Origin of the sequence: Pontibacter sp. BAB1700, assembly GCF_000277005.1 — a bacterium.
GTDB classification, from domain to species: Bacteria; Bacteroidota; Bacteroidia; order Cytophagales; family Hymenobacteraceae; genus Pontibacter; species Pontibacter lucknowensis.
The window spans coordinates 1-14,823 of record NZ_AKIS01000046.1; the positions used below are offsets into that span (position 1 = coordinate 1).

Genomic DNA, 14,823 nt, shown 5'->3' on the forward strand with positions numbered 1-14,823 from the left:
CATTATATATTTTATTTTTTTCATACATATCTTTAAGCTGCTTTCCTTTCGCATCAGTTGGCCCTCCTTTTATAGTTAATAGTGTCAACTGGGCACAGACCGCATCAATAGCGTACCTTCTTGCACTAAAATTAACCTTATTTTTAAAGAAGTTATGCTTTGCTAAAGCCTTGACAGCTAATCTCATCTGACCTCTCATAGCGTTTCTTTTCTCAGCTGCACTAAGAGGAGTACCTTTATTTAGTCTTAGAAACATATCCTCTTCTTCATCGTCAGTACAAGTTAATAATACCACATCTAAAGTTCTTGTTACAATGTTGGCTTTTTCTTGTACATCTAAACCCTGCTTAAGTATATTGTTACCTTCTTTATTTGTATTAAAATATTTCCCTCGCATTGACTCAGGAAGAGAAGTTGCAGTACCGAGGGGAAACTCATTAGCTAAGAATTCACATATTGCTGTTAAACGTTGCTGACCATCAATCAACCACCAAACTATTTGGTTATTCTCATTTATACTATTACGGAGGTATATTTTGGGAATATCATAATCATTATAAAGTGAATCTATTAACATTTGCTTTTGATCAAGTGTCCAAGCAGTGTCTTCTCTCTGAATATCTGGTATCTTGATATATGAATTAAAATAATCAGGTATCATGCTTACCTGAATGTTCATTGGCTTGCGTTGCATTATTTAAAAGTTAGAAGTTATTAAATCATGTTTAATGGTTTGTAATTCTGCAGGCAACCAACAATCTATTTGAGAATTTGGGGTTCCTTTAGGTATTAATCTATAATTGCCAGCTTTTATTCTTCCTTGCCTAATACTTTTAACAATAGGATGTTCTGGCTTATAACGACCAAAGCCATCAATTTCATAAAAGTAACCTATATTGTCATGTATACTAAATTGAGCATTTAGCTGCTTTATAATATTATGCGAGTTCTCAAAGTAAAATTCGCCAAAGTGAACTTTAGTACTCCATAAAGCGCCCCAGCCTTGGTCATCTTTACCCTCTATTACAATGCTTAGGTTTTTAGAACAACGCTGAATCCAATAAGGCCAAACTACACATTCTATCCCAAATGCTGACTCTATAGCATCTTTTCTTTCAAATGGATCTTCGGGCACACGATTATTCTGAATTGTAAAATGACCAGGGCCATGAAATTCAATAAAGGTACTCTTACCATCAATTGCTACCTTCATATCAATGCGCTTTCTGCCCCAAGGCACTTGGTGCTCAACTACAGCATTTGGATAGCTTTGTCTGATGATGGCAGCCAAAATAAACTCATCTATACTTGCAGAAGCGTTACCATACTTATAAGGAACAGCTCCAGGTATAGCCCCATCCTTCCAGAGCTTACCTAAGACTCTTTCGTCGATATATAAACCGTTATCAAATTTTTCGAACGGTAACTGACTTAGAGCTTCCGTTTCTACTTTTAAAATTTTGCTTACATCTTCTTTTGAGATGTAAGAGCCGACATACTTATCAGATTCTGATAAGTTGAAAAAACCTTTTGGATTACCTAACATGCTATGTTAAATTTCTACTACACCACCTCCAACACCTCATACACATTCCCCCCAAACTCTACCTTAACCCCAGGCTGCTTTCCTAGCAACACTTGAGCTAAGCCGGAAGTAGGCAGGATTTGCTTATAGCCATCGGTGGTGAGAATATCTTTCTGGGCGTTTGGAAGTATAGCGTACTTCATTCGCTGACCGCCGGTATGGCCAAGGGTTACTTTGCTTCCCTCCTGCACCTGGTGGTTTACTGTTTTGGCGAAGAGTGGCGTGTTGGCCTCGAACAGGTCTGCTTGGGCAGTTGGCTGTTTGGCTTTGGCAGCTTTAGGGGCTTTCGCGGCGGCCTTTTTCTTGCTGCTGCCTTTCTTATCCCATAAGCCGGCCTTTACCTCTTCTTCGTGGATTTGGTGGTTTAGCTCTAACAGGCGCTTGAGTACCTCTTTGCGGGCATCGGGGTGGATGGTGTAGCGGATTCTGTCGTTCTCGGGCAGGTACTCTAATTCATAAAAGTCGTGGCGCAGTTGTATATCCTGCCAGCCATAGGCTTCCAGCACGGCTTCATCCATTTGAACATGCAGCTGGCGCAGCTTCTCTATACCTGCTACAGCTTCGTTGAAAGTGATAGTACCGGGTGTTTTAGCTAAATGCTTGCGTAGTTGGGCTGCTTCTTTGCCTACCAGTTTTTCAAAAGCCTTATCCTCTAAGCCAGCTTCGGTAGCGGTAATGGCACGGAGTGTATCGCTATGGAAAAGGTTATAGGTTTTGGTAAGGCCGAGCTGAACTTTTAACATCACCTGTTGACGATATACATCATAGCTTTTTGCTATATCCTCTAAAGCTTGCTCTTGAGAGTTATAAATTTGGCTTGGGAATGGATATGTTTCAAAACAATCTGTAGGATTATATCTATTAGTGATTCCCAAAGAAGAACCTAAAAAATCACTCCAACATCCGTGTATAGTAGATTGTAGAAAAGCTAAATATAAGTGCTTATCGAATGCAAATACATTAATAGCGTTTGTAAAAACTGTTTTAGTATTATAGAAAGAAAAACAATTATACTTTGAAACGACTCCATTTATTAGACAACAGTTTAAGTTTTTGATTGCATTGTATAAGTTTGGTCTAGGTCTATTATATAACCACCAATTTTCTCTACTACTTTTATCCTTTACTGTTTGCCTATAGGGTAGTACTCTTTCTATCAAAACTTGCTCAATATGCGACAGTTTATTTAACTCTTTTATATTTACCCCTGTAACATTGATTATCTTACCTGAAGCCTTAAAGGCAGGTTCATTTAAGTATGTATCAGCATTTAAATAATCAAATAAGTATTCTCTATATTCATCATATTTAGATAAATGTAGAAATTCTTCTTTGGACATTACGAAACCCATACCTCCAGTATCTACTCCTTTAAAGCTTAAATTTTCGTTAGCTTTTAAAATTTCAGGAGTTTGACTAAGAGATGAATCATCAAGAAATGCACTTATGGAATCGACTTGTTTAGATCCAATGTATTTTGACTTTACATTATTTCTTGAAAGTGCTAATAATGTTACTAATAAACTTGCTTTACCAGGCCATTTAACTTTTGGTAAAGCATAGTTGATCCTGAATTGCCTTTCTAATAAGACCTCAAGAGATGAAGTTCTATTATCTGTTTCATTAATTGAACTTGTAGTAATCAATGCAAAAAAACCATTCTGCTCAATGATGGTAGCTATTCTATCTACAAAATGACAGCAGAAATCAGCATTGCCATTTATAAATGGTTTGTTCGTATTTAGAAACTTTCTATAATCATCTCCAAAGTGAGAACTTATTCTATTCCCCCACAGATAAGGCGGATTACCAAGTATACAACTAAACCCCCCCTGCTGGAAAACTTCAGGGAACTCTAGAAACCAATGAAAGAAGCGTTTTTCAGCTGTTAGAGCTATCGTTCTAGTCTCTATAGTTGTTGGTACCGCCTTCGTGCCTTTCAAGTATTGGAAGTAATTGGCATCAGTAACTAGGTAATCTTTATTGGCAGACGTTTTAGGTATAAAGAATTGTGCTACCTGTAAATCGGCTAAGGCTTTCAGGCGCTGCAAAGCACCACTATGAATCAGCTTGTTATAAGCTGCACTTTTCTTTTCAATCTCTTCTGGAGTAGTTTCAGGCAGTTGCGAGAACTTCTGAAACTCCTGCAGCACATTCTCCAAACCCTTCCCTATGTTACCATCAAAATCAAGAGTTGCCTGACCACGTGTATCACGCTCGACTTTGTTGCGCTTTGCATAGGCTCTGGCTACCTCTTTATCATCGCCTGGTAAAGCTTTAAAGGCTTCGTCAGCTATACCACGCTGCAGCTCCTCTTTATGCGCCAGGCCTACGATGGCGTCGCCGCACTTGATGTGGTGGTCCAGGAAGTTAAGCGGCTCGCCGGGGTTATGCGCCTCCAGCCACAGGGCCACTTTACAAAGCTCTACAGCCAGCGGGTTTTTATCTACACCATAAATGCAGTTCTTGATTACATCGCGTATGGCATGGCGCATCGCCGATGGCGTAGGCTGGTCTTCGTTGGTGCGCACCCGTGCCAGCTCGGTGGCAATACGTCGTGCCGCCGAAAGCAAGATGTGTCCACTACCGCAGGCCACGTCGCATACCTTAATAGAGAGCAAAGCGGCCTCTTTGTTTGGCTGCTTCAGCTTGTCTTCTATCACATACTCCAGCGAGTGCTTTATCAGCGGCTTCACCAGCTCTTCTGGGGTATAGTGCGAGCCCGAAGACGAGCGGCCTGTACCTTCCACAAAAGTAAAAGCTGGCTTACCAGCCACGCTGATAAAGGTAGCATCAAACTCCAGCAAGCCTTCGTACACCGAGCCAAATTCTTCTACATCCAGGTCAGAGTAGTTTACACGCACCCAATGCCCATGCTCGCTCCTGAACAGCGTCAGGTGACGGATAACGTCCAGCAATGTTTTATTGTCCAGCTTCAGGGTAGGCAATTCGCCGAGCGCACTTGGCGAGAATAAGCCAGAGCCCAGTGGTTTTATACCTAGCTTTTCGCCAAAGTGGCTTTTCTCAAATAACAGGAAAGTGCTGTTCAGGCCCTCCCACAGGTCGTGCTTGCGGCCATCTACATAATGCGCTTTGGCAGCCAGTTTGCGCAGACGCTCAATGCTGTAAAAGTCGTAATAGATGTTACGCTTGCGCTGCAGCTCTTCGTCTTTGGTGTCAGGGTATACCAGGTTGCGCTCCTCGGTTACAATCAAGAAGAGCAATCGGTAAATCAGGCGTAACTGGTATAGGTAATAGTCGGCAGGCGTCAACAGCTTGCCATTCAGCACTACATCAGTGTAAACCGTAGTATCGCCATCAACTATAGTTTCATTCTTAACTATAGCCTTATTATCAGGGTGCTTCAAAAAGCCATTGGCCAGTTCTTTTATAGAGTTCTCTACGGCTATACTTAGTTTCTCGCGTATGCGGGAGCCCGAAGCCAACGATTCCTGATGGTAGTACTCAATAAAGCTTTCCGTTGCCTGGTCTGACTGCTTCGGCATGCGGGTAGCGTGCAGCAAACGGAACAGCGCTGCAAAGTCTGCATACAGCTCTTCCTCCATCATCTTCTCCAGGTCGAACTCCAGGTAGCTCAGGCGCACCAGGCGGGTAGCATCGCGCAGCAAACGCAGGTAACGGCCATTACACACCAGAGCATACACATGCTCGGTGCTATTTATGTACTCCTGCGCCAGCGCATGCGGCGATAAACGTGGTCCACCGGTTTCGCGGCGCTGGTCCAGGTTATCGTTTATACCCATAATGTGCACCGGAAGCCCTTTCAGGTTGGTAGCCCGGTGGCTGATGGCAAAGCTTTTGTCGTTCACCATCTCGGCTCTGGAGCTTTCCAGCTCGTAGCCCAGCGTAGAGAGCAAAGGCAGCACCCACAGGTTACGGGTTTCGGTAGTGCCGCTTTTGGTGGTTTCGGCCACCCGCTCCATCTTCATCTTAAATGCCTGCCAATAACTACGCGCCGCCGACCAGGCCAGACCGATTTCATCCCTAACCTTTACGCCTCTCTCAAAGCCAAAGGCTGCAGCCTGCTGGTGTTTAAAGTCATCATCATTCCGGATCTTATCAATTACCTCACTCGAAATGATATTGCCTTGTATGTTTATACTTGGGTAATTCATGGTAAAAAGCTAAATCGGTTAAGGGATGAAAACATAAACGCCCAGAATATCAGGTGGCAGCACCGGGTGCACCGCCTCATAGCTACGGCCTCCAACCAGCTTTTTAAACTGGCCATGCGCCTCTACCAGCGCCTCTGCCCGTTGCTCCGCCAGTTGCAGGAACTTAGGCTTCTGCACCGTAAACACATCCTTCTCATTCTCAATCATGGCTGCCTGGCGCTCTGGAGATAGCTGCACCGTACTTTGTGCCTCAAACAGTAGCTGTTTGCAGGTAGTATAATCCAGCTCTTCGGCATCAGCACCACTACCGGCATAGCCCCACAGGTACATCTCTTCCGAAATGTTCTCGTTTTTGCTGTTCACCTCTTTAATCACGTTCCGCACCCGGAACTGTATCAGCGTAGTCTTTTTAGAGACGTTAGCCGTTTTAATCACAGCCGAACGGGCAATGCGGCTATAGTGTCCTTTCTCTTCAAAAGCCAGCGACAACAGGAACTGGCAAAGCTGCTCCACAAAATTGTGGTTTCGCCCAATGTAACGATAGCCTTCCGGCGTAGGCGAGTCAAAGCTTACCCGCGCTATTTCACGCCCGCCCAAGGCATCGCGCAGGTGCACCGGCAGGTTAGCGGTATACACTTTATATCCTGGTCCGTCAGCCTCTACCTTGCCACCCAAATGCACCACGCCAGCCCGTACAATATGCTCTACAGATTGCACATCGCCTATGGCTTCGTCTACCTTGCGTAGGTCAGCTTCAATCTCCTCCGGCTTCACCGATTCGTGGGCAAAAATGCTGCGCAGGTTTTCCGCCTTGCGCTTTGCCTCTTCCAGCTCTGTGGTAATTGTATTGCTGGAACGAGAGAAAGCATCACCAAAGTCAATTTGTTGCTGGGTAGCGGCCAAAGCTCCTCTAGGATCTAAGAGCACTTCTTTCAGCACCGCATCCATGATAGAACGGTTATCCTCACCCAGGCTGATGGATACACCCGTAGAGCGCTGTATATCGCGCACCTTCCGGATAAGCACTTTTAATACAATGGCATCTATCGGGTTATCCTCGCCCCATACCATGTAGGTCTTCACCGTTGCAGCACGTTGTCCGTAGCGGTCAACGCGGCCCTCCCGCTGCTCAATGCGGTTCGGGTTCCAGGGTAGGTCATAGTGCAGTATAGAATTGAACGCATCCTGCAAGTTTATACCTTCACTCAAACAGTCGGTAGCCACCAATACCCGCTTCGGAGAGTCCTTCATCGTTTCAATGATCTCTTTCCGTTGCTCATCCGGCAGTTCCGACGTAATGGTTTGCACCAGCACTGATTTTGGCAACTCAGCTTTCAGAATCTCCCCAACATACTTGGCTGTTTCGATGTATTTGCAGAAGATGATTGGATTATACCCTTCCTTCAGCCAGTCGGCTACTATCTTATGTGCTGTGGCTACTTTCTTGTCTTTCTCTATACCAAACAGCTTCTCAATCTCTTCTGCCAAATACTTCAGATCACTCTGCTCATCACTCGTTAGCTCCGTTTGGTCCAGAAGTTCCGTTAACGTATGATCGCTGTCGCTTTCTAATTTCTCAATAACTGGGTTCTCATCATACAGCAATTCATCGCCAAGGTCCTTTACCTTTTGCATACGCGACTGCAACATACTATATCCAGCTTGCGGGCTCGACATAATGCCGCGCAGCAAGCCCAGCGCCGCCCAATACTTACCTCTAGCACCTTGAATCTCTGTGTCGCCTTGCGTAAGCCCTCTGGCGAACTTGTATACCTCGTTGTAGAAGTTGGCATAGGTAGGTGACAGCTTATACCCCACCTCCACCGATTCACGCTCTGGGAATGGTGTTACTTCTTTTAGCCAACGCTTAATGTTTTCGCGCTTACGCTGGATGAAATGTCTTGCAATTTTTCGCTTGCTAGTCTGGTCTTTACTATCCAGCGAATACTTCTCAAACTCAGGTTTAAGCAAGCCTAGCAAAGACAGAAACTCTTCGTCTTTACCACTATGCGGCGTTGCCGTTAAGAGCAACAAGTGCTGCTGCTCGTTTTTGGCAATCTGGTGCAACAAGTGGTAGCGTTGCTGCTGCGATGGAGACTTAGCATCCTTAGGTTTCGCGCAGGTATGCGCCTCGTCCACAATCACAAACTCCGGGCAGTCGTTTAGGAAAATGTTTTTCTTTCGCTCTGACTTGATGTAGTCTATAGAGATAACCTGGTATGGGTAATGCTGGAACACGCTGCCATCACCTGGCAGTTTGCGCTCCAAAGAAGCCACCGTACTTGATCGGATAATTTCCGCTTCAATATCCAGCTTATCCTTCAGCTCTTTTTGCCATTGCTCACATAGGTGTGGCAAACAGATAACAGCAAATCGTTTAATTTCGCCCCGCTCCATCAGCTCCTTCAGGATGATCAACGCTTCTACTGTTTTCCCAATACCTACGTCATCCGCAATCAGCAAGCGGGTAACATCCTGCTTTAGCGCCATCACCAAGGGCACGATCTGGTAAGAACGTGGTCTAAACGACAGCTTAGCCGTGCAGCGGAAAGGTCCGCTGGCATTTCGGAAGCTCAATCGGCTGGCATCGAACATTAAGCGTGCCGTAGAAAAATCACCCAAGTCGTCAACCGTTGGTTCCGGAAAAGTATCTTCTTCTATCTTATCACCGGCTACCTGCAAAGGCAGGAAAATACCGGTTATTTCATCGTCTGTTCCGCCAAGTGGTTTAGCCAATAATAGATCCTTATCAGGAGATGGCATTACAATCCAGCGTCTGCCTCGTAAGCGTATGATCTTACCTGGTGTAGCAATATGTTTCATTATTGCAGTTTCTTAAAGATGTCTTTTCGTTTTTCTAACAGGCTTTCGATTGGCTCGGAGTAATGCCACTCAATCACATCAAAGCCCATGTCGCGCAGTATCTGACGCTTCATTTTATCGTCGGCCACTACTTCCGGCTTGTCATGCACAGAGCCATCACAGAAGATAAGCGCCTGCACCTCCTCCCCGTTCATGTACACAAAGTCGGCACTGATGTAATGCTGCGATACCTCCGACATATTCACCTGCGCTTTATCAGGCAGTCTGTAGTTGTTTTTGTACAGGTACTGGATAAAAGGCTCCTCTGTAGCCGATCCTTTATCAAAGCTTTCAATCAGATAGTTATAGTGATCTTCTCTGCTTTTAAAAACCGAATTAAAAGCGGCAGTATTATCTACCTCACAGTCTATCAACTGTTCCAAGGTAGCTTTAATACTGAATCTATCCAGCTGCTCATGATAGCGTTGGTTATAGTAACTGAGCAAATCATCGTAAGAAGCTTTCGGACGCACAGGTATCGTATCCTGCTTTGTCTCCGGATTGAAGTGGCATATGCGGTAAGCCTCCCTAAATACTTCTTTCATCTTCACAGGGGACTGGATTAGCTGTGTTAAAACACCTAGACTACCTTCAGCTGCTTCATAGATCAGAATATTTTGGTTATCCTTTTCGCCCATAAACCATACGCCCACTTCCGACTGCTCCACCTGGAACACATTTTCGATGGCACGTTTCAATGCATAAGCTAAGGTGATCACACCCTCTTGCTGTAAACCTAGCGAATGGCCAGGCTGCAGGTATAAGGTGTCCGCAGTGTCGGTTGTGTACACATGCACAGTCTTGGTCGGGTCGCTTTCTCTGGCAGGAGAGTCAAGGTCAATCTGCTTTAGCCATTTACCCGAAGTAGAACCTATTTTAAAGCCGCTCTTATCAGCGGCAGCACGCCAATACATATTGAGTTGCATCAAGCGGGTTGCCGAATTGAAAGTAAGATTGAGTAGTGGTGCTTCATCAGCCTGCAACACGGCCTTTTTGGCATGTTCAATACCTTTCGGGTAAGAGAAGTATTGCTCCATTTTATACCCTGTTGACATGCGCTCTTCTTCTTCACTCGAAATGCGCTCCACAGGTCGTGTAATACTTTCACTCAGCTCAATCAGGTTTGTATGCACACCTGCATTTGTGTCGTATTTCAATACAGCCCCAGTTATAGGATCGTTATTGATCACTTTCCCTTCTTCCCCAAGCCAGGCATAGCCAGTAACACCTGAGTACTTTAGCTTTTCCAGTTTGGTATCTACATCCGACACCTGCATTTGCGAAACGCGGTGCTTGCCACCATTGTGGTAGATCAAGTTATCTGGTCCAAACTCTTTCAAGGCAATGAACCTGGAGCGCGAAATATACTGTCCCTGATCTTTCTTGCCCACATAGGCTCGGATAGGCAGTCGGGTAAAGTTATAGCCTGGCAAGAAGCCTTCAGAAGCCAGGTAACGGTAGATATAGAATTCAGACTGATTGGACACACCTCTGGTACTTTCATTCAGCAACAAGCTGCGCTGGCGCATACCCATGGCCTGCATCCGTTTGGCTTCTTTTACTTCACTAGAATCTGCCCCATACACTGGGTTATTGAACACTTCTGAAGCTTTTGCAATTAGCGTTGTTGCATTTCGGTATAGCTTTCTCCATCGGTCGAAGCTACGGTCCAGCTTAGTATAAAATTCATTGCTTTTTGCCTCAAGCCATTCGTTGCTATACCAATCGGTTTGTGCCAAATCAGGCATTAAATCCTGAATCACGGTTTTAAAACCCTCCACCCAGTCCAGTCGCTTGTCTTCCAGCTTGCTTTTAATGTCCGCTTCAATCGTCTCCTTGATTGGCAAATCCTTTATGTCGCTAACATTAACAATGTCACCGACAGATGAACTTACATCTGCAACCGCTAATTGCATCAGGATGTAAGAGTTCAGATGGCTATGCAACAATTCTTCGTTGGTCAGGTCAATCTTAGGGGCAGTTACCGCACCTGCTACCATCTGGATAGCGTTCTGGAAATATTGCCTATCGTGTGGGGACTGGGCGGAGCAGTAGGTAAATACCAATGCCGTCTGCCCACTACGACCTGCGCGGCCACTACGCTGCGCATAATTGGCAGGGTTAGGCGGTACGTTGCGCATGTGCACAATATCCAGAGAAGAAATATCGATACCAAGTTCCATAGTAGGTGAGCAGTACAGTACAGATAGATCACCTTTTCTGAAAGCCTCCTCCCGTTCAATCCTATCCTGCGTATCCACTTGGCCGGTATGCTCTCCTGCCACAAAGGTTTTATAGAACTGCTTAAAGTCTTGCTGATAGAAACGCTTGAAATACAGGTTGGGCTCCACTTTAAGCTCACCTCCAATCGTAACAGTGCGTACCTCATCAGGTAGTACAGATTTGCCATTACCCAGGCGCCAAACCACTTTTTCTACACGTAGTTGGTATCCTGTTCCATCACCTTTCTGCCCTTTCACCTTTTTTTCAGCTAAGAAGTACCCTCTCTTAGTCAGGATATGGCACAGAGAAGAGATATAGGTGCTAAGCTCTTCCCCTTTTATGGAATCAAGTCCATGCTTATTGAAGAGCCGCTTGATATACTTCCCTAGGTTACTTGCCGGACCTATACTTTCAGCAAAGAAGCCTCGCTGTAGTTTTCCAACAGATTTTGGCAACAGCACAGGGGGCACCTCGATTTTCTCATCAGCCTCCAGAGACCATTCCTTATCTGCATCTAGCCGCTGACGCAGGCGATCTTCCAGTACACCCCTATTTTCTGCATCAAGATGATAATAATCAAATGCATAAGAAGATCGGAAATAGTTTAAGAACTGCAGCAGTATATGATATCGTGATGCAGCGTCAAGCTTATCAAACAACGCGATACCTTCAAAAAGCTTTATCATTTGCGGCGAAATCCTGCAGCCCATCGTAATCAACATCCAATAACCCGCATTGCTCCAGGTTAGGTGTGTTGTATCTCCATCCTCTTCTTAGATCGTACAGTATCCTTAATATCAGGAGATCTTTGATAGCCTTTACATTATCCGGATCCGGCCAACCAGGATCCCCAGGATTCCGGGCATAATCTTCCTCTTTTAGATTTAAAGCGGCAAGAACTTTTGCACTGATATTATCGATTGACAACGCGTGATTTGGCTCATTGCGCAGCGCATGATAAATAGCTGATCGTATTCTACCTATCAGTAAAAAGTCGTTAAAATGTCCTGTCTGCAGCGAAGCATCCTGGCGATTATCCGTAAAGCTCATCACCTTTTGCTGCTCCTTCGCAACATCTTGGTTATGCTGCGCTTTCAAAATACCAAATGAAGTAATAGTAGTAGCAGTACTTCGACCAACATTACCTACCTTCATCAACTTGGTATTCTCTTTTGTCCTCGGATCATACACTACACCGGCAGTAGGGTCAACAAGTAATGGCGCGGCAATAAACCAACCTTTGTACGTTAGCTCATTTGGATTTGAAGAAAAGCGCCCATCGTTACTAAAAGAGATTTGCTGCGGTATTCTATACTCATAGAAGTTTTCAGGAACAAGGTTTCCGTACCTGTCAGTTCTGGTCCAGGTATCGGGCAGAGTTTCTACCATGTCATCACTCCATATAGCTTCATTCTGCATAGGCAACACGATATAGCCATCACAGAAATCTTCTTCTTTTAAAGTACGCGCAGGTATACCTTCCTTCTTACTTCCTTTCAGATCATTCTTTGTTATCTTATCAGGCAGGTTATTTGGATCCCTTGGCAGTAAAATACCCTTTTCAAAATCCCTTTTGACACTGACGAAATCATAGCCGGAATAACGGCTGAACACAACAGGATATACACGCTTATCAGGATCAGATTCCAGATATAAACCGTCATCTAGCGTAATCGTACGCTGTTGACGACCTTCCATGGTAACGTAGATATTACCTGTCTGGGAAATAAACTGGTGAATCTTAAGCGGCAGGAAAGACTTTCTATCTTTCAGGTTCTTAATATTTAGCGCCTCTGACCATTCGAAAAATTTGGCCAACGCCTGTTTACAGCTCTCCAAGCTTTCTAATGAATCTTCAGAAAGCAACTGTATAATCTCAGCTAGTGACAATGGCTTACCGCGATGAATAAAGCCATCCTCGTCCCGCTTTAACGCTACCTTATTTTCCAGCCATATCGCCAACGGATGATTGATGAACGCATCCTCGCTGCCATCAACCCGGATATCGGCATGTATAGCCTCTTGCAAGTCGAAAGTGCTTGGCAACTTACCATCATACTTGGTGCAAGTTTCCAGTATCTCCCCAATTACCTGATCAGCATTATATTTTTCACCAAATATTTGAGAAGCAACCCTAGCTACCTCTTCCAGCTGCACATCTCTAGTTCCACCCGAAACCATTGTCGCCGACGTACCAATACACTGAATCTGATTCTCTGATATAGACTTCAGGCGTCGGATCAGCATCGCCACGTCTGCTCCCTGGCGCCCACGATATGTATGAAGTTCGTCAAATACCAGGAAACGTAGATTTTCACGGATAGACTGCCGAATATTCTTTTCCCGAGCTCTTGTTAGCATGAGCTCCAACATCATGTAGTTCGTTAGGATAATGTCGGGCATATCAGCCTCAATCCTATCTCGATCCTGCTGACTCTCTTGGCCGGTATACTTTGCAAATGTTATAGGAAAGTCTGAGCCATAGTTTTCTTTATACTTTTTAATCTCCTCTTCCTGTGAGTTTATCAAGGCATTCATAGGATATACCAGAATGGCCTTAATGCCTTTTTTCTTCTCAGACTTCAGAATATGGTTGAAGATCGTCGCCAGAAAAGTTAGGGACTTACCGGAGCCTGTGCCCGATGTTACGACAAAGCTTTTACCACTTACACCAAGGCGAATTGCCTTCTCCTGGTGCAGGTATAGTCGGTAGCTTCCGAATATTTTACTTATATCTGGATGTACTACTCCTTCAGAAATAAGTGTATTTATTTCTTTCGCCTTTTCAAAGGTTGGGTTAAACTGGAGAAGTGGTTCAGGCAGATACCTCCCATCGATAAGCGATTTATCAACTAACTCTTTGAGTTTGGTATCTTTAATATTGCTAAAGCTTTTTAAGTAGCTTTTATAATCTTCAACTATGGTATCGTGTAACTGTAGTGCTTTCATAAGCCTGGGGGTTTCAGCTGTAAGTTATAACTTTAAAATAAAAATTATCATATGTATGCTTTATCTTGAGCTGTTACATATATTAGAATCTAGTGCGTGTAATTTTTAGGCTTAATTTAAACTCATCTGCTCTGCTCCATCAACTGATCAGCCAACCTGCTGATCTCCTCCCCCTCATGCAGCAGATCCCGCCACCGTTCAGGTATAGCCTTTTCCCCGTAGTAAGCACCTGCTAACTGGCCATACACGGCACCTGTTGTATCAGCATCATCGCCAAGGTTCACAGCCAATAGTGCACCTTCCTCAAATGTTTCGGAGCGGTGAAAAGCCCATAAGGCCGCTTCCAAGGATTCTACTACATAGCCGCTGCCTTTAATGTAAGGCGGAATTAAAGCCTTGAAAGTACCCTTAGCCACTTGCCCAATGGCAGGGCTGAGTTCGTATTGGCTCCAATAATCCTGCACAGGAGAGAAAAGAGGCGCTAGTAGCTCTTCTTTGCTCCTGCCCTGCAGTGCACCTACGATCAGACCACTCAGGTATACGCAGGCATCCACGGCTGTACGGGCACCGTGTGTGGTACGGGAGCTGTGTGCAGCATATTCAAGTGCCTGCTCCGGTTGCTGGTGAAAGTATAAAGGCACCGGCGCCAACCGCATAATAGAGCCATTGCCGGCTGTGTTTGGATCGGTTGAACCACTGTAAGGCTCCTGTGTTTGCCCAAACCGGTATAGGGCTTGGCGAGTTGCATTGCCGATATCGAAGCAGTGGCCAGTGGAGCTTCGGTACCCATCGCGGTACCAGTGCACATACCTTTCCATCTGGTCTTTTGGGTCAAAACCCTTGCAGTGCAGCAGGCTGTCGGCCAGGCAAAGCGCCATGGAGGTATCGTCGGTCCACTGCCCGGGCTCCAATTCAAAAGGACCACCTCCTACCATATCGGTTAAGGGCTCGAAACTACCCGGCTGGGTAAATTCCAAGGTCGTTCCCAAGGCATCACCCACGGCCAAGCCGAGTAGTGCACCCCTGCCTCTATCCTGTGTTGTGAGTGTCATTATTTCCCTGATTTTT

7 protein-coding genes are annotated in these 14,823 nt (G+C 45.0%); all 7 read right to left on the reverse strand.

Translation table 11 applies throughout. The annotated features are described in order from the left end of the window. Positions 1–679: DUF262 domain-containing protein (locus tag O71_RS06210; protein WP_192811643.1), on the reverse strand; the 679-nt coding region annotated here is incomplete at its 3' end. 18 nt (positions 680–697) lie between these two features. Beyond that, positions 698–1,546 carry a hypothetical protein gene (locus tag O71_RS06215; protein ID WP_007654444.1) on the reverse strand — a complete coding sequence of 283 codons (849 nt, stop codon included), beginning with the start codon at positions 1,544–1,546 and terminating at the stop codon, positions 698–700. Between the two features lie 17 nt (positions 1,547–1,563). Continuing rightward, positions 1,564–5,721: a DNA methyltransferase gene (locus O71_RS06220; RefSeq protein ID WP_007654445.1), complete on the reverse strand. Its 4,158-nt coding sequence runs from the start codon at positions 5,719–5,721 to the stop codon at positions 1,564–1,566. 18 nt (positions 5,722–5,739) lie between these two features. Further along, positions 5,740–8,544, reverse strand: a complete 2,805-nt coding sequence (locus O71_RS06225; protein ID WP_007654447.1) for a helicase-related protein — start codon at positions 8,542–8,544, stop codon at positions 5,740–5,742. Beyond that, the gene (locus O71_RS06230; RefSeq protein WP_040573815.1) at positions 8,544–11,492 is read right to left on the reverse strand and encodes a DUF1998 domain-containing protein; all 2,949 of its coding nucleotides are present in this window, start codon (positions 11,490–11,492) and stop codon (positions 8,544–8,546) included. The genes O71_RS06225 and O71_RS06230 overlap by 1 nt, the downstream gene beginning before the upstream one ends. Continuing rightward, the gene (locus O71_RS06235) at positions 11,476–13,755 is read right to left on the reverse strand and encodes a DEAD/DEAH box helicase (protein WP_040573817.1); all 2,280 of its coding nucleotides are present in this window, start codon (positions 13,753–13,755) and stop codon (positions 11,476–11,478) included. Before O71_RS06235 ends, O71_RS06230 begins: the two co-directional genes overlap by 17 nt. 122 nt (positions 13,756–13,877) lie before the next feature. Continuing rightward, positions 13,878–14,823: ADP-ribosylglycohydrolase family protein (locus tag O71_RS06240; RefSeq protein WP_007654448.1), on the reverse strand; the 946-nt coding region annotated here is incomplete at its 5' end.